Genomic DNA, 23,514 nt, shown 5'->3' with positions numbered 1-23,514 from the left:
TTTTTACCCGTGTAAATTGATATAATTTTTCGAATTTATTGGATTAAGTAGGGCGTGGATTATGAATCCTATACAGACTTCCCCTCTCCCAGGATCTAATGCTTCCTTGATATTGATAAGAAAAGACGGGGACACAAAGCCTTGTGTAACCGAAAAGTTGCGTAAATGTGCTGTAGCTATAGGTAGCCTTGCTTTCCTTGCCACATTTACAGCTTTTATTATTATGGGATTGACCCATTTTTCCATTGTTTTAGGTTTAATAATTTCTCTAGTTCTTTCGGGAGTAATGCTTGCATCGTTATATCGTTTATACCTTCCATGTCGAGAGAAACTGCCTATTCCCTCGGGATTCCTATCGGTAATTAAGCAAGAGTTCCCTAAAGCAATTTACGATTTAACTGTTCAGGAGAAGCTTACTCTTCAAGAGCTCCGTATTATTCTCACAGGTTTATCTTCCAAAACATTTACCTTTCCTTCGTTAGAGTGCCAGGAGAAGATAGGGAGATTTGGTCTTGAGCGTTTACAGAAGGCTTGTGAGGGAATTCAATTACCACATTTAGAAAACCTACTTTTAAAACATTGTCCTTTTTATTTTATAAAAACGTTTATTCAGATCGGTCCTAGAGAGTTTCCAGAAGCTGAAAATATGAATTCTGAAGTTTATTGGTTATCTCGTACAGGATTAACACACCGTTTAGATACAGCTTTTCATCACTATATCTGGATTTTTTCTAAAGTGGTTTCTAAATCTGAATATGAAACTCTATTAAGTCATGCTCGAAATAATACTTGGGATGAAGCATCTCCTATGGTTGAAGAAGTGCGAACCCGACTTATAGGTCGTACACCAAATGAGCCTGTGGAACATTTTCATATTGATAGAGCTTGGCTATCCCGTTGTTTTAGTCAATTCTCTCTAGAATGGTTGTTGTACTTCTGTAAGCATGGCGTTTCTTGGGATCAACTACAGTTGATTAAACAGGTAGAATGTAGGGATATGATCTTCCTTTCCATGTTTAATGATGCCAACGGAGGTGCAAATTTAATAAGGCTTATCCTTTCTATATATCCACATATTCAGGAAGATCATGATGAATTTGACGCTTCTATTATGCTACTTACCTGGGAGGAATGGATTGATGATTATGAGAAAAATAAAGAGAATCGCGACTGGCGTTTCTATGATAGGACGATTACCTTCTTAAATGGACGTAGAGGAGAATCTTTAATGAGAAAAGAGCCTCCACATATTCCTATTTATTCAATAGATAGCACAACAGGAATGAGGATACTCGAGTAATATACTTTCTAAAGAGGTGTCTTGAATTTATTTTTTTGTTATTTCTCTGATTGCAGCTAATAATTTTTTTAGATTGTTCTAAGAAATAAAAGATCCCGAGATAGATTGATTTTGCTTGTTGTTTTTAATTTTGGATGTGATTAAAAATCTTCGGATTTTTTTTTATTGCTAAAACTTTAGAAATAACTAGGTGGGTTATGACTTTAAACAACATATTCCCTCATATACAATCTCCTTCTTGTTTACCCTTAATGAATCTAGGAAAGAAAACACGCGGCGTATTGGATACATTGTGTAAGCATGCTATAACTATAACGGGCATATTTTGTCTTATCTGTGCTGTAAGCTTGCTGTCGGTAGTTATCTATGGATTTGCTCATCCCCTACTTGTAACGGGTGTAGCTTTATCTTTAGTTATTGTGGGAATAGTAAGTGCTTTGGCATTACGCTACGCAATGCGTGAGTTAAAACATCCTCTTCCTTCTGGGTTTCGTTCTTTGATAAAAGAAACTTATCCCCAAATTATTTACGATCTCGTGTTTACGAAAGCTCTTACCTTTAGAGAGTTTCGTGCTGTTGTATCCGGATTATCCTCAGGAAATTTTCATTTCCCCTCTGAAGACTGTAAGAATAGAGTAGAATCATTTGGTTTTGAGCGTTTGCAAAAGGCCTGTGAGGGTGTAATGCTTCCTAATCTAGAGAAGATCCTCTTAAAGAATTGTCCTTTATACTTGATAAATAAGTTTATTCACCTTGGTCCTATAGAATTTCCTGAGGCTGAACATATGGAACCTACTGTGTATTGGGTGAATCGAGTAGGTTTATCAGATATAAACCAAACAGCATTTCATCCTTTTGTTTGGTTATTAGCACGTCTTACTTCTGAAGAAGAATACAACATACTATGCCAACATGCACGAGACAATACTTGGCGAGATGTACGTAGTCTTGTTGAAGCGTTATATACACGATTTAGAATGTATTTAGAAAATGAAAATGTAAAAGGATTTGAAAGAAGAGAATCATGGTTATTAGAGGATCTCAATGGGTCTCGAGCTCCTTGGTTGCTGGCATTATGTAAACATGGGATTACATGGGAGCAATTACAGCTGTTTAAAGATATAGAATGTTGCCAACTCAGCTTCCTTCACACTTTCGATACATCTCGTGTTGGAGGTATTCTTATGGAGCTATTACTCGTTGTTTCTCAATACATCAATGAGGAGAATATAAAAGATTTTGACCCTCATATTACTTTACTTACATTGAAAGAATGGATGCACTTCTATCGCCACGACTCGCATCGTCTTTACGGTTTTCATAAGGGGGTCTTGGAATTTTTTAACAAACACAGTAAACATAATCTACAAAAACCGAAACTTTCTTCGTTTCATCTTCATTACTATCTCATGGATCCAAATACGGGAGTAAGATATCGCTAATCAGCAACCATTATTAAATAGGAATGGTGACTCTGACTTGATGTTCTAGTATTGATTTTCTTAAGTATTTAAGAATCAGTTTTTATATCTAGGCTCAAAAAAATTATTCTATTATCAATTACTATTTTATCTCCTAAGTGATTAATACATAATTTATACCTAAAGATATTGTGTTAGCATTGAAAATGAGACTAGATAATCAAAGACCTATGGGCTCTCAGGTAGGAAATAGAGCTACCACGCCCTCTGTTTCTAATACATTTGCTAAATCTAAAATTTCCTACGCTTTAATAACATTAGTCACACTATTTGCCATTGGGATAATAGCTCTTTCTGTTGCTATTCCTGTATTGGGCTTAACAATTAGCTTAGGGCTGCCTTTAATTGCTGCAGCAGCTTTTGGCTGTATTACTGCATTAATTGGGCTACAGCGTATTCATGCGCATAGAAGAAACCGTATTGTCGAAAATAAGAACATCCCTAATAAATTACGTGAGAGAATTTTTGCTAAATATCCTCGAGCTTTCGTATCTCATATAAATAAGCAAGATGGTTCTACAGCTACAGTTTGTGTGTTAGATAAATACAATTTATCATTTGCTCAGCTTTATAGATTAGGGGTTTTAGCTTCGGGAGCAGATATAGATCCCTTTACAGATTCTCAAGAATTAATCGCAGCCTTTAATAGTTTATCTCAAGAATCTCGAGAAAATTTGAAAACCCTAATGCGTAATGGTGAATTGGATTTAGATTCTATTATTGAAGAAAATTGCCCATGTTATTGGCTGGAAACTTTTTCTTCTAAGGTGCTTCAAGATTATAACAGTGATATCTTAAATAGTTTAATCACTGGACAGATGGCATTTTCAGGAATTTTTCACCCTCAATATTTACCGGTATTTTCTTCAATAAGCATGCAAGACTATCGAACATTATCTGCAGCTATGGATCAATCCATGTATACTATCTGGAAAGAAGATGTTAATGTAAAAGCCATAATAGATACAGCCTTGGCCACACAACCTTCTTTATCTAGAGCAGATAGAGAAGAGTTTCTGATTTGGCTATATTCAGGACTAGGGATTTGTACGTTAAATACAGAAGCAAAAGCTTTGCTAAAAGATCTTAGCGATCGTAAAGGTCAGTACTTAAATAAATTTTCAAAAAAACAGATTTGGAATCGTATTTTAGATATATCTACAGATATCGATGATGTTGAATTTCAACCTAGCCTTGCTTATAAAACCTGGGAAGAGTGGGTATAAAGCAGTTATATTTTTGATATAATATTCAAGATAATCAAAGCTACTTTTTAACCTATATGCGGTTTACCAATATCCTCATTTGACCTTGCAAATATGATTATATTAGTATGACTTCGGCTTTTATTTTTTATCTGACATGTCGAGAGTTCTCGATATAAAAGCTATGGAGAATGAAACAAATAGAGGTGTTGTGAAAGAAGATCCCTATTTAGAAGTAAAAAGACATTTAGCTCGTGAAGCTGCTGCTTTAGTAACCTCCGGAATGCTTTTGGGATTGGGGAGTGGTTCAACCTCTAGAGAGTTCATTAAGGCTGTTTCTGCAAAGCAAAAACGGGAAAACCTAGATATTCGTGCTGTAGCGTCTTCAAAAGAATCCTACTCTCTAGCAAGTAGTTTAGGTATTCCTTTGATTGATGATGAAGAATTCACTGAAACAGATCTTGCTGTTGATGGTGCTGATGAGATAGATCCCCAACTGCGTATGATCAAAGGTGGAGGTGGAGCTATGTTTCGAGAAAAGATTCTACTACAATCGAGTCGGCGATGTTTAATACTTGCTGATGAGAGTAAAAGTGTTGAGGTCTTAGGAAAATTTGGTGTGCCTGTCGAGATTAGTCCTTTTGGAAGGTCTTCTATTGTTGCTGCGTTGGCAAATCTTGGATATCAGGGGAATTTAAGAAAGAATCCTCGCGGAGGACTTTTTATTACTAATAACGGGAATTATATTTACGATATTCATACCCCGAATGTATATCCTCATCCCGAGGAAGATCTTCTGAAGCTATTACAAATTCATGGTATTATTGAAGTGGGGTTTGTTATAGCAAATGTAGAGGTATGGTTTGGTTATACCAACGGTCAGATTGGTAAGAAGATTACTGGTAAAGTATGAGTATAGAGAAAGAATTGCTCCAAGATACCCCTTTGGTTTTACTTAACTTTTACAAGTTAGTTAGCTTTTGTCATTACGCAGGAATTATCTTGGGTACCGATGAGAAGAAATTTGCGATATACGGACATGTATCGATGGGACAAGCATTTCAGAATTCTGATCCCTCACACTTTTCTTTATCACGACCACTAACTCATGATCTCCTAAATTTTGTTTTCTCAGGTTTTGATATTCATGTAGCGCGTGTTGTCATAAGTGATTACAAAGATAATGTATTTTACACACGCATGTTTTTAGAGCAAAAACAAGGAGATTTTCTCTATATCACAGATGTTGATGCTCGCCCTAGCGACAGTATTCCCTTAGCGCTTACACACAAAGTTCCTATTCTTTGTGTGAAATCTGTATTTGATGCTGTCGTAGCTTACGAAGAATAAAATATCACGGTATCTTATGGCAAAAATTCCCTATGCTATTTTAGAGAAAGGTTCATTGTTATTGGCTTCTCCTGATACGGATCAGGGGGTCTTTGCTCGCAGTGTAATTTTATTATGTGAGCATAGTCTTAATGGTTCGTTTGGACTGATTTTAAATAAGACATTAGGCTTGGAGATATCAGATGATATTTTTACTTTTGATAAGGTGTCTAATAACAATATCCGTTTTTGTATGGGAGGTCCCCTACAGGCGAATCAAATGATGCTTTTGCATTCCTGTTCTGAAATTCCTGAACAAACATTAGAAATCTGTCCTTCTGTATATTTGGGAGGAGATCTATCTTTTTTACAAGAGATCGCTGCTAGTGATACGGGGCCTACGATAAATTTATGTTTTGGTTATAGTGGTTGGCAGGCAGGACAATTAGAAAGGGAATTTTTAGACGGGAATTGGTTTTTAGCTCCTGCAAGTTATGAGTATGTATTTGCTGATAATCCTGAAAATCTTTGGTCTATGATTCTTAAAGATTTGGGAGGGAAATATGCATCGCTATCAACAGTCCCTGAAAATCTTTTGCTGAATTAGACTTTAGTTTTATTTAATCTTTAGTAAGTCTTTTTCTAGGTTTTAAAGCGGCTATGGCTCAGAATAATCCCGGATTTTTTAGGGGGTTATATGGCGGTTATTGATGAAACAACAATGACATATGCTGATGCTTGTCGCTATTTTCCTGGAGGAGTAAATTCTCCAATACGTGCATGCATTCCTGTAGGGATTGTTCCTCCCATTGTCTATAGTGCTTCTCGAGATATTTTTATAGATAGTTTCGGAAAAAATTTTATTGATTTTTGTGGATCTTGGGGATCATTAATCCATGGCCATAGCCATCCAAAAATTTTAGATGCGATTTGTACTGCAGCATCTCAAGGGACCTCTTATGGCCTCACTTCAGAAAATGAAATTTCTCTAGCAGCTACCTTACTGTCTTGTTTGAAGTTACAAGATCATAAACTACGTTTTGTTTCTTCAGGAACGGAAGCTACAATGACCTCTGTACGTCTTGCTTGTGGAGCAACTAAACGCTCGGTGATTATTAAATTTTTGGGATGTTACCACGGACATTCTGATATTCTATTAAAAGGAATTTCTATAGATGAGAGTAACCTTATGGAAGTTTCTCTTATCGTAGATAGATACTTTTCTTCGGATCCTTGTCTACCTCTTACGTTAATTTTACCCTACAATGATGTAAAAATTTTTGAAGAAGTAATGCAGAAAATAGGAGAACGTGTTGCTTGCGTGATCTTCGAACCTATAGCCATCAATATGGGTGTTATTCTTCCAGAATCTGGATGGATTGAGAGTATTATAACTACATGTCGATGTTATTCAGCTTTATCGATTATGGACGAAGTCGTCACAGGATTTCGTATGGGAATTCAGGGCATGCGTTCTATCCTCGATGCGATTCCTGATATTACTGTATATGGTAAGATTTTAGGTGGAGGTATGCCTGTCGCTGCACTCTTAGCTCATGAAAGTATTATGGATTATTTGATGCCTTTGGGAACAGTATTTCAAGCAGGAACTCTATCAGGAAATCCTATTGCTATGGCTGCAGGAAAAGCGTCTGTGGAGCTTTGCCAGGAGATAGATTTTTATCCCAGGTTGAAAAAGCTCGCAGAAGAGTTCTTATCTCCTATAGAAGATACAATCCGTTCTAAAGGATTCCCAGTCACATTAGTAAAAGCGGGTTCTATGTTCTCATTATTCTTTAGAGAAACACCTCCGAAGAATTTCTATGATGTGCAGCAATGTGACCAGGAAACATTCGGTGTATTTTATCGGTATGTATTTTCTCAAGGGGTGTATTTATCTCCTGCTTCTATGGAAGCGAGTTTCATTTCTGCTGTACATAGTAAAGAAAATCTAGCCTATACGCAAAATGTGCTTATTGATAGTTTAGTGAAAACATTCGAAAGCATTTAAGATAAAAGGTTTTCTCAAGGTTTTGAGGATATGAGCATGGAGGCAAAAAAACGTTCTCGTATTTTCCGTATACTATGTTTATTTCCTTTGGAATTAGGCAGATGGATAGGTTTTACCTGTGCGGTAATAAAAAGTTTCTCATGGAAGAAAAGTTTATTTCAGTCTGCAAGTATACAGGGGTATGATATTGGTGTTGCCTCCCTGCCTGTAGTTATGCTTACAGGAGCTGTTACGGGAGTTGTTTTAGCTCTACAATCCTATTATCAATTAGGTGTTCATGGCTTATCCTGTGCTATAGGATTTTTTGTTGTAAAAAGTATTCTAGTGGAAATAGGTCCCGTACTGACTGCTCTTGCTCTTTCTGGAAGAGTAGGAGGGGCAATTTCTGCATTCTTAGGAACTATGCGCATGACTGAACAAGTTAGTGCTATGGAAACTTTAGGGGTGAATCCTTTAGCCTATTTTGCACTACCAAGAATCATTGCGGGCATTATTGCTATGCCCGCGTTGGTAATTGCTGCAGTGTGGTCAGGAATTTTTTGTGGCTATTTACTATGTCGTTATGCCTTCCAACTTCCTGCTCAGGTCTATTTACATATGGTATCTGGAAATGTATTTGTATCCGATATTGTAATGGTAATTGTTAAATCACTAGTATTCGGATTTATTATTACGTCTTTAGCCTGTTATCAGGGATTAGGGAAGCATTGTCGCATTACAAATGTGGCGAAGGTGACTACAGCAGGAGTTGTTACTTCGTATATTTCTATCTTATTTGCTAATTGCGTGATTACATCATTCTTTCATGTTCTAGGTTACTAGGGAGAGAGGAAGGTATGGTAGAGCCCTGGATTTCTGTAGATCGTATTTATAAGAGTTATTGCAATACCGAAGGTCAAGGTCATATGGTATTGCATGGGATTTCCTTGCAGGTATTTCCAGACGAGCTCTTAGTGATTTTAGGTAAATCTGGGACTGGGAAAAGTGTCCTTCTTCGTCATATTATGGGATTAGAGATTCCTGATTCTGGAGAGGTACGTTATGCCAAGGAACTTACTCATAAAGGACGTTTAAAAGATCTCACCATTGGTATGGTATTTCAGGGTGGCGCCCTTTTTGATTTTCTTTCTGTGAGAGAAAATGTGGCTTTCGGTCTTCATGCATATAATGAACGTCATAAGATATTTTCTAAAGGTGAGATAAACGCTAAAGTAGATCAAGCTTTAGAGAACGTAGGATTAAGTTATGCTTCGGAGTTTATGCCAAACAAGTTGTCGGGAGGCATGGTCAAGCGTGTCGCTTTAGCACGTTCTTTGATTTATTCTCCTAAACTTGTTCTTTATGACGAGCCTACAGCAGGATTAGATCCCATGACGAGTCGGGAAATGACTCATCTGATTTTCCGTTTGCGTAAGGAACAGGGAATCGGAGGAATTGTTATTACTCACGATATAGCATTAGCATTAACTCTTGCAGATCGTATCGCTATTCATCATGAAGGAACAATTCCCCATATCTATACAAAGGAAGAGTTTATACAGACAAAGGATGTGCTGGCAAAGCAATTTCTTGCTAGTCAATGTAACATGCCGATTAAGGAGGGCTAGTGTCTAAAGAAGATCGTAAATCAATATTTTTTGGATTATTTCTTTGTGTGGGGATGTTAGGTTTGTTTTCTGTAATGCTATTTACTCCTAAAAGTCGCGGAGATGGCAAGCAAGAAATCCATGTAGCTTTTACTCATCTTAGTGGTGTGAGCAAGGGAATGAATGTTTGTCTTGCAGGGAAGATAATTGGTTCCGTAGCTTCTGTACAAAACATTATGGATAGAGGGATCTCTGGAAAGTCTGGAGAGCTTTATTGTTATGAATTGGTATTAAAAATCGATTCAGGAGTTTCTCTATATAAAGATGATACTTTTGCTATGTATTCCCCCAAAATCATAGGAGAGTCTATTGTAAACATTATTCCTGGGAAGACAAGAGGAGAGTATAATCGTCTTTATACTCAGGATTTAGTTTACGGACATAATATTGATCCTATTGAGAAATTGATACAATTTGTTGATAAAGCGGATAAGGCATTAGGGAAACTAGAAGCTGAAACTGTGAATCTCTATTCTAAAATATCAACTTTACTCGATGAAGAAAAAGATTCTTCGTTAGTGAAACAGGCTCGATTAGCAACAGAATCTATACACAAGAGCGCTAATAGATTAGCGGATTGTTTAGATAGTGCACGTATCGGACGTATCGATGGGTTAATGGAAGATTGTAAGGATATTACTGCTGCTGTTAAAGATTACGGATTACTATATCAGTACAACTCGCAATGGAAAAAACAGCAGAGAGTAAAAGATAAGAAAAAACAGAATTGTGAGCAGCAAGGAATCGCTTTGGAAAATAGGTAGATTTTTTGTTTTTTCTATGCAATGAAGAAAATGTTTCAGCCGAGTGTTAGGGCTATTTTATGGATAAGATATCGGATGCGGTAAGCGAGGCTCTAGAAAAAGCTTTTGAGCTCGCTAAATCAGCAAAAAATCCTTACGTAAGTGAAAACCATTTCCTCAAATGTCTTTTAGAGAATACGGAATCGCTATTTTATTTGATAATTAAGGATATTCACAGCAATCCCAAATTACTTATTTCTGCAGTAGATGAAGCGCTTTCTTTAGAACCTTCAGTTGTTGAAGGAGACGCAATGCCTAAGCCTTCACCAGGACTGCAAAGTCTACTATTAGATGCGAAGCATGAGGCTAAAGATCTCGGAGATGAATACCTTTCTGGAGATCATATGTTATTAGCTTTTTGGAAATCCAACAAGGAGCCTTTCGCTTCTTGGAAAAAAACGGTAAAAATATCCTTAGACGATCTTAAAAAACTCATTATTAATATAAGGCGTGGCAATCGTATGGACTCTCCTAGCGCGGAAAATAATCTTCGGGGCCTAGAAAAGTATTGTAAGAATCTAACTTCATTAGCGAAAGAAGGAAAGTTAGATCCTGTGATTGGTAGAGATGAAGAAATTCGTCGTACTGTTCAAGTGTTATCGCGAAGAACTAAGAATAACCCCATGCTTATAGGTGAACCAGGAGTAGGAAAGACAGCAATTGCTGAGGGATTGGCTCTGCGTATTGTTCAGGGGGATATACCAGAAAGCTTAAAAGGCAAACAGCTTTATGTTTTAGATATGGGGGCGTTAATTGCAGGAGCAAAATATCGCGGGGAATTCGAAGAACGATTAAAAAGTGTTCTTAAAGATGTAGAATCTGTTGATGGCGAGAGTATTTTATTTATTGATGAAGTGCATACTCTTGTGGGCGCTGGTGCTACTGACGGAGCTATGGATGCTGCAAATTTATTAAAGCCTGCTTTAGCACGTGGCACCCTGCATTGCATTGGTGCCACAACTCTTAATGAATATCAGAAGTATATTGAGAAAGATGCTGCCTTAGAAAGGCGTTTCCAACCTATTTTTGTAACAGAGCCTTCTTTAGAAGACGCGGTGTTCATTCTTCGCGGTCTTCGTGAGAAGTATGAAATTTTCCATGGCGTACGTATTACTGAGGGAGCATTAAATGCTGCTGTCCTTCTCTCCTATAGATATATCCCAGATCGTTTTCTTCCCGATAAGGCAATTGACTTAATAGACGAAGCCGCAAGTTTGATTCGTATGCAAATTGGTAGTCTACCCCTGCCAATTGATGAGAAAGAACGAGAACTTGCGGCTTTGATTGTTAAGCAAGAAGCTATAAAGCGTGAAAAAGCTCCGTCATATCAAGAAGAAGCTGAGGCTATGCAACAGTCTATAGAGCAACTTAAAGAAGAGCTCGCAGCTTTACGATTGCGTTGGGATGAGGAAAAGAAACTCATTGCAGGTCTTAAAGAAAAGAAAAATTCTTTAGAAAATATGAAATTTTCTGAAGAAGAAGCTGAACGTGTTGCGGACTACAATCGTGTTGCGGAGCTACGTTATAGCTTAATTCCCGCTCTTGAAGAAGAAATACGCCAAGATGAGGAAGCTTTAAATCAAAGAGATAATCGTTTGCTTCAAGAAGAGGTGGATGAACGTCTTATTGCTCAAGTAGTGGCAAATTGGACAGGAATTCCTATTCAAAAGATGTTAGAAGGTGAAGCTGAAAAACTTCTTGTTTTGGAAGAATCTTTGGAGGAGCGTGTTGTAGGTCAGCCATTTGCCATTGCAGCAGTTAGTGATTCTATACGCGCTGCACGTGTAGGACTTAGTGATCCGCAACGTCCTTTAGGAGTGTTCTTATTTTTAGGACCTACAGGAGTAGGAAAAACAGAGCTTGCCAAGGCTCTAGCTGATCTTTTGTTTAATAAAGAAGAAGCTATGGTGCGTTTCGATATGACTGAATATATGGAAAAGCATTCCGTATCTAAATTGATAGGATCTCCTCCAGGTTATGTGGGTTATGAAGAAGGAGGAAGTCTTTCTGAAGCTTTACGCCGACGCCCTTATTCCGTAGTGCTTTTCGATGAAATCGAAAAAGCAGATAAGGAAGTCTTTAATATTCTCCTACAAATTTTTGATGAAGGAATTCTTACAGATAGTAAGAAGCGTAAGGTAAACTGTAAAAACGCTTTATTTATTATGACTTCAAACATAGGTTCTCAAGAACTTGCTGATTACTGTGCGAAAAAAGGGAGTGAGGTAAGTAAGGAAACCGTATTATCCGTAGTTGCTCCCACATTAAAAAAATACTTCAGCCCAGAGTTCATCAACCGTATTGACGATATCCTACCTTTTGTTCCTTTAAATACCGAAGATATTGTTAAAATAGTCGGTATTCAAATGCGTAGGGTTGCACAACGTTTATTGGAAAGACGGGTAACGTTAACTTGGGATGATTCTGTGATCCTTTATTTAAGTGAGCAGGGTTATGATAGTTCTTTTGGGGCGCGGCCTTTAAAACGGCTAATTCAACAAAAAGTAGTTACGCTATTATCAAAAGCTTTGCTTAAAGGTGATATCAAATCTGATACTTCTATAGAGCTTACGATGTCTAAAGACGTCTTGCTATTCAAAAAAGTAGAAGGTTAGTTTTTTAAAGTAATCGCTATTTATTTCTTGTTTTAGATCCTCTCTCATATGATAGAGGGTCTTTTTCTTTATAAGATCAGCATTGTTAGAGGGCCTGAATAGGCCCTGCCCCGTGGTGGTGGGCAGGGGAGGTGGAGGTGAGTTAGAACTGGATTTTAGATCCGAGGTCTATATTGTAGGTTCTAGAAGAGCCTCTGAGCTCGAAACCGAACTGACTAAAGACTTCAAAGTTTGGGCTGAAAGATAAGTAATTTCCAGCTCTTACAATGAAGGCTTGTCTAGCTAAGTTTGTTGCTTTAGTTAACCAAACAGCTGTTGTTGGGCTAACTAATAGAGAGGTTGTACAATCAGGATTGCTTCTTGCAATATCTGGAGAGTAGGCCAGAGTTAGGTTGTAAGAAGCACTATCGTTTGCGGAGAATCTCTCAAACTTCACGCCGATGGGCATAGCAATGTTTGTGAGATTACTGCTCTCAAAGTATCTTCCTTCACTACTGCTGTTTTCTTTAAAGTCCTCTTGGTGAGCATGAACAAGCTGGAACTTCAAGAATGGAGAATACATATCGAATAGGGTAGAGTATTGAGACTCGATAGGCACAACAGCGCCAAGTTCCACTCCGAAACAATCGTTGCCCCAATCACCCTTGATCTCTGAGTAGACGACATTTTGCGGAGCGTATTTCGTAGTCATATTAGTCTTCATATCGTTAGAAGTATGACTATAGGTGAGTTGTGCATTAAGAACTAAAGGAGCTTGAGCACCGATAGTATTTTGTAGCAGTCTATCCCAAGGGCTCCAGAATGAGGTATGTTGGTAGTAAATAGATCCTGCATAAATGTTAGAAGAGTTTTTCGAAACAAGATAGTCCTTGTCTTTTCCAAAGAGTTGGCAAAAAGCAGCACTGAAGATATCTTCGGAAGGCGTTTGAGCAAAGGCTCCTAACAAGTATCCTACACTATTGTGACGGAACTTGCGTTTTGTTTCTGTCCCACTTTTGTGTAAGAAGTTAGCCAATCCTGATACCCAGAAGCCTCTCTGATAGTCAGCACCATTAACGCTAACATCCATAAGATTCTGAATAGCGCGTACATCCGAGAAGGATCCCCATAATGTATTAGGAACTAATGGACCTTGACGTTCTGGATTAGGGAGATAGCCAGTTTGTTTCCAGTCCAGGGTAGCTGTTTGTGTGGCAGTGGTTGATCCTTGTTTCCAAGTTGTTGTCCAGTCCCCTTGATAACCATAATGGGCGGGTGGGACATAGTTAGTTAGATTGGTTGTTGGTTTTGTGGCTGTTCCATTGCCATTAGCTTTAGCTTCTATTGCTGAAAAGGATTGTGTTGTGGAGAAAACAGGATATTCGTAGCCGTTCCCGTCGGAATCGACTAGATTAATAGATTGGATTGTAACATTTTTGTCGGTTGTGCCAGCTGAGATTTGAGCTGGTGAAGGAATACCCCCCCCCCCCCAATGAGGCAACGTTAATGGCTAAATCTGTTAAGGTAATAACATCTCCGTCTGTGGACGGGGTTTGTAATGTAGTGCCTAGATCCATCACAACAGAACCACCCGTTTGTTCTAAGGATTTCGCTTCTACTGCTACACCATCTTTAAGAACTAATGAACCAGAGCCTAATTTGACTGTTTGCTTGAATGTAGATTTGAGGTTGTCTGCGACTTTTCTTTCTTCTTCTGTGAGTTTTTCTCCAGAGAAAACAATTTTACCTGAATATGTTGTAGATCCATCAGTCTTATTAATTTCTATAGTAGAAGCGGTGTCTCCGGAATTTGAAATTGGATCATAGAAGAATACGCCAAAACCTTCTTTGGCATTTAATTTCATGAACTTTCCACTGGAGTCTATATTGATAGCATTTCTTTTCGTTGTAGGTTGTGCAACAGAAGTTACGACAGTATTCCCATTAAATATGATATCTCCTAATTTAGCTTCTAGATTAAGTTCCCCAGAACTCGCTATAGATATTGCTCCACCTTTTGGGTTTGCATTTTTAGAAGCAGAATTGTTGAAAAATACTATAGGAGCTCCCGAAGAAATCGTAAGCTTTTTTGCATAGATAGCTCCTCCTTCATCTTTGGAAGTATTGCCTTCGAAGATTATTTTCTGATTGTTTTCTAACTTTAAATCCCCATCACTACAGTAAATAGCCCCGCCTTTCTTATCAGATGCATTTTCTATGAAACTTGCTAATCCTGATGAGTTTTTTAAATTTAAAGTTTTACAACTAAGTGCGCCACCGTTCTCTGTTGAGCAATTTCTCTTGAAAAGCAACATAGTATTGTTATCAAAATTAATTGTTCCTGTTGACTTAACAGCGCCCTGGCCTTTATTTTCCGGAGGGCAGAAAGAACATGAAAACAATGAGAATCCAGTTATTGCTAATGTTTTATCGGCTTCTACATTAATGGCAGCTGGTTTAGCTGTCGTATTGATATTATCAAAGCAAAGGGTATACCCCTTTCCTGTAAAAGTTAAATCTCCGGTAGTGTCTGAAAAACAGCTATTTGATAGAGGTTGTCCTTGCCCTGCATACGCAATACAAATATCTCCTTCACAATTATAAATTGTTCCGTTTGCGTCGTTGCTTACTTTAGGAGTAAAGGTAGAATTTCCTGCAGTATTGCCATTATAACTATTAGAGGAATTCAGAGTTTCTTCCTTTGCAGCTGCGAAGCTCAAGGAGGTCGAGGCCATCAACCCCGAAGATATTAAGAACCAGTAAACTGGATGTTTCATGTTTTCATGCTCTGGGTGAATTGAGATAGCGTTAACCGATCACAAAAATAATTAAAAGTCAAGGGGGTTGGCTCTGCTTTCATGAGATGACAACCTCATGAGTGTGTATTTATCATTGAAAAGATAGAGAGCCTTTCGGAAGATCTTGAAAATAGGAATTATCTAATATTTCTTTTCATGATCTATTGTTAAGTTAGGCATTTAACAAATAAAGAATCAAAATATCAGCAATAGTCTGGTATAGTTATTGTGTTAGTTTGAATATCGGGTTAAAGATACCTAGGAAAGAACGTTTATGATGCCAAGGTTGCTTTGCGCTTTTCTTGTATTTATCATTGGTATAGAAGGATTTGGGGCAAAGATATTTTGTGAAGGTATAGCTGGTTCAAAAAATAAACATGAGGACTTTTGGAATCTTGATCCTTATTGTTTGGAGAGTTTATGTGCGTATTTTATAACACATGGCGATCATCAAAGTAGACAGAAGCTGGCGAATTTTTTCCCTCAATTAATCACTGATGAGTTGACCACTCTATCTAACTGCATTTTATTATCTAAAAATCCTGATTATGTTTTCTCATCTGAAGATATTTCGGTTATGAAAAAACTATCTCTTCCAGGGGTTGTCTTTTTATGTAATTCTGATGGTAATAGCCCTCCTGAAAAAGATCTTGCCCGGGCTTTAGTTCTTGCTGAGTTTCCTGGAGAAGAGGAGATATGTAAGGCAGAGCATTATACCCGTTATCTAGATATTCTGGCATTACGTGCGTATATTGAACGGCAAAGGTACTTGGATAAGGAACATTGTGCTTTAGGATCAGACGCCTATCACAGAGCAACGATAGAAGCTTTGAATACGATTCTTTTTTATGAAGAAGGGATTCGTTATCCATCAAAAAATGAAATGTTTTCTGATGAATTTTCTTTCTTATCTTCAGTTGCGGATAGAAAATTTGGAGTCTGCTTAGGCGTGTCTTCCTTATATTTGTCTTTGTCTCAACGCTTGGAGCTTCCTTTAGAATCTGTCACACCTCCAGGCCACATCTATTTGAGATACGGTGGAGGGAAAATCAATATCGAAACTACCGCTGGGGGCAGGCATCTCCCTACGGAGCAATACTGTGAATGTTTGAATATTGATGAATTAAAGGTGCGTTCCGCAAAAGATCTGATAGGATTAACATTTATCAACCAGGGGTCTTTTGCTTTGCAAAAGCAACAATATCATGAAGCTGATCTCGCTTACGAAAGAGCTAAAGAATATATAGATGACGATGAACTTCAAGAACTTCTGGGTGTTGTAAAAATCCTAAAAGGCCAGAAGAAGGCGGGAGAGATTCTTCTTAAGGGGTCTTCTCAAGCGCAATCTGTCGGGTCGGTAGCTTATGATTATTTGCAGGGCAATATTGATAAAGCAACCTTAAAATTGTTGTTTACTCACCCAGGATCTACCTATGATGAGGTCGTTTCGTATCAAGAAGCATTAAAGAAAGCTATACAGCGTTCTCCGAAATGTTGCGAATCTCGCCGTAGACTTGCTTCTGTATTACTACATCTTGGGAAAACAGCGGAAGGTGTAGTTCTTTTAGAGCAGTGTGCTAAAGAGTCTGCTGATGATATCGCTCTACATTTGAAATTATCCAAGGTTCTTTGTGACCGTCATGATTATGAAAAAGCTCAAAAATATTTTTTAATAGCGCAAAAAAATCTAGAGGAGAAGGGGCTACAATATGAAGATGAAAGATCCTTCACTCTATACCATGAAATCCGTAAAAAAATATTTTTAATAGCGCCTTAATATTAATATTTTGATTTATTGAGATTAATATTAATTCACTATATACTTAATTATCTTTTTATTTGTGAATCACGTGTTTATGAGTACTAATATAGATAGGACGGTGACTCCTGTTCAAATGTCTACCCAGCAGATCCGTACTAGATGTGATAATCTTACATTAGAAATGAATAGAGTTCGGGTTGTCCCTACATGTAGGCTCGTTATTGAGATTGCAACCGCTATTTTAGGAGCCGCGTGCTTTGCTTTAGCCGTTGCTCTTGCTACCGGACTTTTGATTGTCAGCTGTAGTATATGGCTAGTCCCTACAGGATTTGCTTTAGGCTCAGCTTTGTTAACCTTTGCGATTACATCAGCGCTTTTGAGACAGGGAGAATTAAAGCTCGAAAGAAGTTGGAGAAGTCATGCAATGCGTTGGAACTATTTCGCAAATGATTTACAACATGCTCTTAAAATTGCGAAACACAAAAGAAGCGCAGAGCGTGATTCTTCATCCTCTGCAAGTGTACATTCTTGTTAAATAGCTAATTAAATTTTTTTATTGGTGCATATTTATCTACTCAGCTTAAGATATTTTGCAAGAATTTTATAATCAATGTTTTAGGTATTTTATGTCTTGTAAACAAGTTATGTCGGATATTCGCGACGGCCTAGGTTTTAATGGTTTCAGCTCAAGGCATCTTGTGAAACAGAAATTATCTGTGAATATTACTCGCGTTATTATGACGCTTGTAACCTTACTTCTTGGCTTTGGTGCTTTAATTTGTGGTATTGGTACATGTACATCAGCATCCTTTATGGCCATGTCATTAGCCGGTGGCGCTGCTATAGCCTTAGGATTAGTCATGCTAATGTTGGCATGTTACTGGAGTTATGGTGTATTCGCTAGTTTTCAGGCTAGAAAAGCTCCTCTACCTGGAACTATCCAACACGTCTAATACGGCCTTAGACTGTCAATCTATTATTTAAGATATCTTTAGATAAATAGCTTAAATTTGTGATAACCGTTCTATAATCTTTAAGGTTGTAGAACGGTTTTTTTATTAGGGAATTCCCGTTTATAGGTAGTTCTTGATGTATATAAATATAAGAACCCTGTTCTTAGATATGTGTGAGTGGAATATATCTAGTTAATAAGCAATTTCTTCTTTGTGATTATCTTTTGAAATTGCCCTCTCAAGTTGGTTTCAATTATGTAAGGGATGCGAGCAATTTCTGTTTTTATGTACTTAAAACTCAGCATTCTATATCGTTCTTCTCAAATTAAAAAAATAGGAGATAATCATGAGCTGTATGGCAAATGTAAAAGAGGTTTGTAGTGGATTAGGAAGAGTTGATTTTTCTAAAGACGCTGTTCCTTCATTTAAGAAAAAAGAACACCTATGCGCAAGTATAACTAGAGTTGTTCTTTGTGCTTTAGTGGCTATTATGGCAATTGCATCGATTATAGTCGGTTGTATTTGTTGCGCTGCTGGTGGAACATCTCTGTATTGCGGTTTGCTTACTATTGCCTTGTCCTTACTTGGTGTTTCTTGGGCTGCTATTGTCTTAAGACGTATGTTTGATAAGAAGTCATAAGAGATTTTTTTGTGTTTCTAAGCAAACATAAAATGGACTTAATGGATTGTGAAATTACTCGTTCTGGAAAAGTCGAGTCCTTATGATACAGGTGAGATTAATGTTCTTTCAAAATCTCTTTAATCTTATGGATTAGAATTTTTTCTATTGTAACATTAATCATTTCCTGTGTGGTAGCTTATTCTTAATGAAAAGTATTTCCTAAGAATAGGTTCCAAGGGATCTTTTGATGATATCATATAGAAGATCCTGCCCTTTCATAAATTTAGTAGCATTTATGTCCTGCGTTTTTGGATATAGGCAATTTTTTATGAAAGAAGAAACGTAAATTTATTTTGATGCGGAGCATCTAAATAATAAAAGTCTTGCAGTGGGATTATCCGCTGCAAGATTATTTCTTTTTTGTGATTTTCAATCAGAGAGGAATCTCTGATTGAATATTTGAATTCTGTTTATATAATCTATAAGCTGTCTCTAGATACTTATGCAAATAGAGGGGTTTTGATGCCTTTTATTGAGAATGTAAAAGATATTTTTGGTGGTTTAGGGCGCTGTGATCTATCTGTAGAAAAAATCCCTGCTTTTCGAGCAGAGCGTAAATGTGTGGATGTTAGCAGAGCTGTTATTACTTTTGTTGGAGCTATATTTGCTATTGCTATTTTAGTCCTTGGAGTTACAACTTTGAATTTATGTTGTCCAACTTCAGCATTGGCAGGTGGATGTGCGATTGTCCTGGGCATCCTCTTTTTATCTTGGGTTGTGATAATGATTCTTCGTTTATGTGGTGTTGGGAAAATAACTAAAGAACCTCTAGCTAGAAATCTTGCTACAGAAGAACCTGCAAATACTAGTCAATCCATTATTAATGAATAGACTATAGTATTTCTCTGGTTATAATAATATTGTAACGTAACTAACTTTGGTTAAGAGAGAGTTATAAATAAGAAATCTGATAAAATTTCATTTATTCTTTAAACAAAGAAGGACTTTAGGAGAATCTTCCTCGAGTCCTTTTTTGTTATTCTTGTATATTGCAATCATCCCTTTCCCTTACTATAGTTAGCTCAATATAAGCTGAAGATAGAAAATCTCAAAAAGGCAAGGAGTTTGCTCCATGGAAGGCGAGCAAGATGTAGGAATTGAGTTTTTAGGTGACTATAAGATTCTCTGTTATTTGCGAAAGGGCTTGTGGTGCCAAGATATTCTTGCCGAGCATCGTTTTATAAAAAAACGGTACATTCTAAAGTTGCTTCATCCTGAGCTTTCCTCATCCGAAGTATTTATGAATGCTTTTCATGAAGCTATTATTAAATTGGCAACAATAAGACATCCTGGGATTATCTCTATAGAGAATGTTTCGCAATCAGATGGTCAGTATTTTTTAGTAACTGAAGAAAAAGAGGTTCCTACGCTCTCTTTGGGGCAATATCTTGCTAGTTGTCCTCAAGGATTATCAGAATTGGAAATTTGGGATCTTGCCAGTCAGCTTTCTGAAGTTTTAGACTATGCTCACTCGAATGGATTAATTCACGGTGGTTTAAGTTTAGATTCTGTACATATAGATCTTTCTGGACAATCACCAAAGATATTTCTGCCAGAATTGGGGTTTTCGTTTTTGCTTGAGGATCAATATACTCGGCATCTTTTAACAATTTCTTCTGAGAGATCTTCTTTTGATAAGTTAAAGCAAATACTTCTATTTCAAGCTCCAGAAAACACTTCAGGCACCGTTGCTGAAGATGTTTATGCATTTGGAGTGATTATATATTTTCTTTTGTTCCGACAGCTTCCCCAGGGGATATTTCCTTTGTCTTCCGAAGTTTTTCCTGAGTATATTTATGATTGGGATCGATTAATTCAATCTTGTTTAAGTTATACGATAGAAAAAAGACCCAAGAAATTGGCTCCTTTGCTTATAAAAAAGACGTTGGGAGAGCAATTCTTTAATGCCAAGACGCAATGTAGAGAAGAAGATTTAAGAGAGATAAAAGAAGAGCCTCAAGTTCCGAGTGTAGAAAATATTTTGAAGGAAGGTGAGAATCAGATAATTGAAGAAGTTTCTGATCATTTGGAATTTGTCCTTGTAGAAGCAAAATCTATAGATGAAGCTATGAATACCTCTGTAGATTCTACAGAAGAGATTATTAGGGAAGATGAAAGTTATTCTAATGCTTTACAATCATTATTAATACGGGAACCGGTTGTTAGTCGTTATGTAGAAGAAGACAAAGAGGAAGTAAAGCCTCAGCCTTTATTTACAGAAATGGTATTTATTGAAGGTGGAGAATTTACACGGGGAAGTCGTGAAGGACAACGCGATGAACATCCTGTACATGAGATTTTCCTACAGAGCTTTTTCTTAGATATCCATCCAGTCACGAATGAGCAGTTTGTCCGTTACCTAGAATGTTCAGGGAGCGAACAAGATAAGTATTATAACGAGCTTATTCGTCTTAAGGATTCGCGAATACAACGTCGTTCTGGCAAGCTTGTTATAGAACCTGGTTATGCCAAACATCCTGTCGTTGGTGTTACATGGTATGGTGCTTCAGGTTATGCCGCTTGGGTGGGAAAACGACTTCCTACCGAGGCTGAATGGGAAATCGCTGCTTGTGGAGGTGTGACTCAGCTGCGTTATCCTTGTGGCGAAGAAATAGATAAAAGTCAGGCAAATTTCTTTAGCTCGGACACAACGGCAGTGATGAGTTATCCTGCAAATCCTTATGGATTGTACGATATGGCAGGAAATGTATATGAGTGGTGTGAAGATTGGTATGGCTATGATTTCTATGAAATCTCTGCTCAAGAATCGCATGTCCCTCAAGGCCCTGCCCAAGGTGTTTATCGCGTATTGAGAGGGGGATGTTGGAAGAGTTTAAAAGATGATCTTCGTTGTGCTCATCGTCATCGCAATAATCCTGGTGCGGTAAATAGTACTTATGGTTTCCGCTGCGCAAAAGGAGTTAAGTAAACACTGCATGCAAAGTCCGTATTCCAGAGAACAGTACTTATCTCTGTGTAAAGATATCGAAGAAGATGATTATCGCTATTATGTTCTTCATAATCCCATAATCTCAGATTATGATTATGATATGAAAATGCAGAAGCTTCTTGCTATAGAAGCTCAGCATCCCGAGTGGAAGGTGTTATGGTCTCCATCTATGCGCCTTGGAGATCGAACCTCAGGAAATTTCCCTGTCGTTGCACATTTCCATCCCATGCTTTCTATTGCGAATGCCTATACTCTGGAGGAACTTAATGATTTCTTTTCTCGTGTGGAGAAAGCCCTAGGGTATACTCCCGTATACACTCTTGAGTTGAAAATTGATGGTATTGCTGTAGCTATCCGTTATGAGCGAGGAATTCTTGTTCAAGCTTTAAGTCGTGGAAATGGTCGTAAGGGAGAAGACATTACGACAAATATTCGTACGATACGTTCTCTTCCCCTCCGTTTGCCAAAAGATGCTCCAGAATTTCTTGAAGTTCGTGGTGAGGTATTCTTCACACGAGAAATTTTTGAGCAGATAAATGCTGCACAAAGACATGCTGAAAAACCGGAGTTTGCTAATCCCAGAAATGCTGCGGGAGGCACGCTAAAGCTTTTATCTGCTAAAGAAGCAGCACAAAGAAATCTGGAGATCTCTGTTTATGGATCCTTATGCGATGAGAATACAGAATCGCATTATGATAATCTTATGCTATGTGAGGCGTGGGGTTTTCCTGTGTTTGGACAGCCACGACAGTGTAAAACTATAGATGAAGTAGTGAAAACTCTTGATGAAGTGGAAGTTTTTCGTGATCAACTTCCTATGGAAATCGATGGTGTTGTGATTAAAGTAGATGATATCGAAGCTCAGAAAGCTTTAGGAATGACAGCAAAGCATTATCGCTGGGCATTGGCTTACAAGTATGCTCCAGAGCAAGGCGAGACTATTTTAGAAGATATCTTAATTCAGGTAGGTAGGACAGGAGTTTTAACTCCTGTGGCTAAGCTGCAGCCGGTGTTTTTATCAGGATCAAGGGTTTCACGAGCTTCTTTATATAATGAAGAAGAAATCGAACGAAAAGATATCCGAATAGGTGATACTGTATATGTAGAAAAAGGTGGAGAAATCATCCCTAAAGTAGTTGGTGTATGCTTAGAAAAACGTCCTGAGGGTACACAACCTTGGATGATGCCGGAATACTGCCCAGTATGTCATGGAAAAGTAACCCGTGAATCTGACAAGGTTTCTGTCCGGTGTGCTAATCCTTCGTGTTCTGCGGGAGCTATAGAGAAAATTCGTTTTTTTGTTGGAAGAGGGGCCCTAGATATTGACCATCTTGGGGAAAAAGTAATCACAAAGCTTTTTGACCTCGGAATAATTCATAGATGTTGTGATATTTTCCAAATTACCGAAGAAGATCTCCTTCAAGTACCGGGGTTCAAAGATAAATCCGTGAAAAATGTTCTTAAAAGCATAGAGAAGGCTAAGAAGGTTCCTCTAGATCGCTTTATTACAGCTTTAGGAATTCCTTATGTTGGCATTGGAGGAGCCACTGCTCTTGCTCAGTCTTTCCTTACTTTAGAAGCTGTAATGAGTGCTTCTTTAGATAAGCTAAAGGCTATCGAAGGGATCGGGGATAAGGTTGCTGAGTCCATAGTTGCCTACTTTAGTCAACAAGACAATATTAAGGAGATTCAAAGAATGCTCTCTTTAGGGGTAAATATCTTGCCGTATCATAAGGAGAGTACATCGTGTTTAGGAAAGACCTTTGTTATTACAGGCACTCTTGAAAAAATGACAAGACCTGAAGCCGAGGCCTCTATTCGCAGATGTGGAGGTAAGGTAGGTTCTTCGGTTTCTAAAAGCACTAATTACCTTGTTGTCGGGGACGACCCCGGGTCTAAATTGAAAAAAGCTCAGGAATTAGAGATCCCTATTTTAACCGAAAATGATTTGTTAAAAATCCTTTATCCTATCTAGAATCACACTTTTTATCTTTTTGTTA

Annotated in this window: 18 protein-coding genes and 1 pseudogene; 18 read left to right on the top strand and 1 reads right to left on the bottom strand. The window is 37.7% G+C overall.

What is annotated here, in order from left to right:
* Positions 1-61 precede the first annotated feature (61 nt).
* The 11 genes from H9Q19_RS00345 to H9Q19_RS00295 all read left to right on the top strand — a co-directional run bounded on the left by H9Q19_RS00345 (position 62) and on the right by H9Q19_RS00295 (position 12,390).
* Positions 62-1,300 carry a DUF1389 domain-containing protein gene (locus tag H9Q19_RS00345; RefSeq protein WP_213241132.1) on the top strand — a complete coding sequence of 413 codons (1,239 nt, stop codon included), beginning with the start codon at positions 62-64 and terminating at the stop codon, positions 1,298-1,300.
* Between the two features lie 197 nt (positions 1,301-1,497).
* Positions 1,498-2,742 (top strand): DUF1389 domain-containing protein, encoded by a 1,245-nt coding sequence (locus H9Q19_RS00340; protein WP_213241130.1) that lies wholly within the window; start codon positions 1,498-1,500, stop codon positions 2,740-2,742.
* A 185-nt stretch (positions 2,743-2,927) separates the two neighbouring features.
* The gene (locus H9Q19_RS00335; protein WP_213241128.1) at positions 2,928-4,007 is read left to right on the top strand and encodes a DUF1389 domain-containing protein; all 1,080 of its coding nucleotides are present in this window, start codon (positions 2,928-2,930) and stop codon (positions 4,005-4,007) included.
* Between the two features lie 190 nt (positions 4,008-4,197).
* Positions 4,198-4,899 (top strand): ribose 5-phosphate isomerase A, encoded by a 702-nt coding sequence (gene rpiA, locus H9Q19_RS00330; RefSeq protein WP_213242003.1) that lies wholly within the window; start codon positions 4,198-4,200, stop codon positions 4,897-4,899.
* Complete coding sequence (locus H9Q19_RS00325; RefSeq protein ID WP_213241126.1) at positions 4,896-5,336, top strand: bifunctional nuclease family protein; 441 nt, start codon at positions 4,896-4,898, stop codon at positions 5,334-5,336. Before rpiA ends, H9Q19_RS00325 begins: the two co-directional genes overlap by 4 nt.
* 16 nt (positions 5,337-5,352) lie before the next feature.
* Positions 5,353-5,922: a YqgE/AlgH family protein gene (locus H9Q19_RS00320; RefSeq protein ID WP_213241124.1), complete on the top strand. Its 570-nt coding sequence runs from the start codon at positions 5,353-5,355 to the stop codon at positions 5,920-5,922.
* 90 nt (positions 5,923-6,012) lie between these two features.
* Positions 6,013-7,326: an aspartate aminotransferase family protein gene (locus tag H9Q19_RS00315; protein WP_213241122.1), complete on the top strand. Its 1,314-nt coding sequence runs from the start codon at positions 6,013-6,015 to the stop codon at positions 7,324-7,326.
* Between the two features lie 36 nt (positions 7,327-7,362).
* The gene (locus H9Q19_RS00310; protein WP_213242001.1) at positions 7,363-8,148 is read left to right on the top strand and encodes an MlaE family ABC transporter permease; all 786 of its coding nucleotides are present in this window, start codon (positions 7,363-7,365) and stop codon (positions 8,146-8,148) included.
* A gap of 14 nt (positions 8,149-8,162) precedes the next feature.
* On the top strand, positions 8,163-8,933 hold the full coding sequence (locus H9Q19_RS00305) for an ABC transporter ATP-binding protein (RefSeq protein WP_213241120.1): 771 nt from the start codon (positions 8,163-8,165) through the stop codon (positions 8,931-8,933).
* Complete coding sequence (locus tag H9Q19_RS00300; RefSeq protein WP_213241118.1) at positions 8,933-9,736, top strand: MlaD family protein; 804 nt, start codon at positions 8,933-8,935, stop codon at positions 9,734-9,736. Before H9Q19_RS00305 ends, H9Q19_RS00300 begins: the two co-directional genes overlap by 1 nt.
* 59 nt (positions 9,737-9,795) lie before the next feature.
* Positions 9,796-12,390, top strand: a complete 2,595-nt coding sequence (locus H9Q19_RS00295; RefSeq protein WP_213241115.1) for an ATP-dependent Clp protease ATP-binding subunit — start codon at positions 9,796-9,798, stop codon at positions 12,388-12,390.
* 142 nt (positions 12,391-12,532) lie between these two features.
* On the opposite strand, the pseudogene H9Q19_RS00290 reads toward H9Q19_RS00295, so the two are convergent.
* Positions 12,533-15,146 (bottom strand): annotated as a pseudogene (locus H9Q19_RS00290) (autotransporter domain-containing protein).
* A gap of 295 nt (positions 15,147-15,441) precedes the next feature.
* Here H9Q19_RS00290 and H9Q19_RS00285 point away from each other — a divergent pair.
* From H9Q19_RS00285 to ligA, 7 genes are all read left to right on the top strand, one after another.
* On the top strand, positions 15,442-16,944 hold the full coding sequence (locus H9Q19_RS00285) for a transglutaminase family protein (RefSeq protein ID WP_213241113.1): 1,503 nt from the start codon (positions 15,442-15,444) through the stop codon (positions 16,942-16,944).
* 118 nt (positions 16,945-17,062) lie between these two features.
* Entirely contained in the window at positions 17,063-17,464 is a 402-nt protein-coding gene (locus tag H9Q19_RS00280; protein ID WP_407644859.1) for a hypothetical protein, read from the top strand.
* 91 nt (positions 17,465-17,555) lie between these two features.
* A complete protein-coding gene (locus tag H9Q19_RS00275; RefSeq protein ID WP_213241111.1) occupies positions 17,556-17,882 on the top strand; it encodes a hypothetical protein in 327 nt (108 codons plus the stop codon).
* A gap of 346 nt (positions 17,883-18,228) precedes the next feature.
* Entirely contained in the window at positions 18,229-18,522 is a 294-nt protein-coding gene (locus tag H9Q19_RS00270) for a hypothetical protein (RefSeq protein ID WP_213241109.1), read from the top strand.
* 504 nt (positions 18,523-19,026) lie between these two features.
* Positions 19,027-19,395 (top strand): hypothetical protein, encoded by a 369-nt coding sequence (locus H9Q19_RS00265; protein ID WP_213241107.1) that lies wholly within the window; start codon positions 19,027-19,029, stop codon positions 19,393-19,395.
* 241 nt (positions 19,396-19,636) lie between these two features.
* Positions 19,637-21,493 (top strand): SUMF1/EgtB/PvdO family nonheme iron enzyme, encoded by a 1,857-nt coding sequence (locus H9Q19_RS00260; RefSeq protein WP_213241105.1) that lies wholly within the window; start codon positions 19,637-19,639, stop codon positions 21,491-21,493.
* Between the two features lie 7 nt (positions 21,494-21,500).
* Positions 21,501-23,489: an NAD-dependent DNA ligase LigA gene (ligA, locus tag H9Q19_RS00255; RefSeq protein ID WP_213241103.1), complete on the top strand. Its 1,989-nt coding sequence runs from the start codon at positions 21,501-21,503 to the stop codon at positions 23,487-23,489.
* Positions 23,490-23,514 lie beyond the last annotated feature (25 nt).

It is taken from the genome of Chlamydia crocodili (assembly GCF_018343815.1).
GTDB classification, from domain to species: domain Bacteria; phylum Chlamydiota; class Chlamydiia; order Chlamydiales; family Chlamydiaceae; genus Chlamydia; species Chlamydia crocodili.
The sequence above is the reverse complement of the archived record's forward strand: the minus strand, read 5'-3'. Positions and strand labels throughout refer to the sequence as shown.

Bases quoted from the DNA above. Each gene is read 5' to 3' on its own strand.
- H9Q19_RS00275 (WP_213241111.1), top strand. From the start codon at position 17,556: ATGTCTTGTAAACAAGTTATGTCGGATATTCGCGACGGCCTAGGTTTT.
- H9Q19_RS00295 (WP_213241115.1), top strand. From the start codon at position 9,796: ATGGATAAGATATCGGATGCGGTAAGCGAGGCTCTAGAAAAAGCTTTT.
- H9Q19_RS00320 (WP_213241124.1), top strand. From the start codon at position 5,353: ATGGCAAAAATTCCCTATGCTATTTTAGAGAAAGGTTCATTGTTATTG.
- H9Q19_RS00260 (WP_213241105.1), top strand. From the start codon at position 19,637: ATGGAAGGCGAGCAAGATGTAGGAATTGAGTTTTTAGGTGACTATAAG.
- H9Q19_RS00285 (WP_213241113.1), top strand. From the start codon at position 15,442: ATGATGCCAAGGTTGCTTTGCGCTTTTCTTGTATTTATCATTGGTATA.
- H9Q19_RS00270 (WP_213241109.1), top strand. From the start codon at position 18,229: ATGAGCTGTATGGCAAATGTAAAAGAGGTTTGTAGTGGATTAGGAAGA.
- H9Q19_RS00280 (WP_407644859.1), top strand. From the start codon at position 17,063: ATGTCTACCCAGCAGATCCGTACTAGATGTGATAATCTTACATTAGAA.
- H9Q19_RS00325 (WP_213241126.1), top strand. From the start codon at position 4,896: ATGAGTATAGAGAAAGAATTGCTCCAAGATACCCCTTTGGTTTTACTT.
- H9Q19_RS00265 (WP_213241107.1), top strand. From the start codon at position 19,027: ATGCCTTTTATTGAGAATGTAAAAGATATTTTTGGTGGTTTAGGGCGC.
- H9Q19_RS00305 (WP_213241120.1), top strand. From the start codon at position 8,163: ATGGTAGAGCCCTGGATTTCTGTAGATCGTATTTATAAGAGTTATTGC.
- H9Q19_RS00315 (WP_213241122.1), top strand. From the start codon at position 6,013: ATGGCGGTTATTGATGAAACAACAATGACATATGCTGATGCTTGTCGC.
- H9Q19_RS00310 (WP_213242001.1), top strand. From the start codon at position 7,363: ATGGAGGCAAAAAAACGTTCTCGTATTTTCCGTATACTATGTTTATTT.
- ligA (WP_213241103.1), top strand. From the start codon at position 21,501: ATGCAAAGTCCGTATTCCAGAGAACAGTACTTATCTCTGTGTAAAGAT.
- H9Q19_RS00335 (WP_213241128.1), top strand. From the start codon at position 2,928: ATGAGACTAGATAATCAAAGACCTATGGGCTCTCAGGTAGGAAATAGA.
- H9Q19_RS00340 (WP_213241130.1), top strand. From the start codon at position 1,498: ATGACTTTAAACAACATATTCCCTCATATACAATCTCCTTCTTGTTTA.
- H9Q19_RS00345 (WP_213241132.1), top strand. From the start codon at position 62: ATGAATCCTATACAGACTTCCCCTCTCCCAGGATCTAATGCTTCCTTG.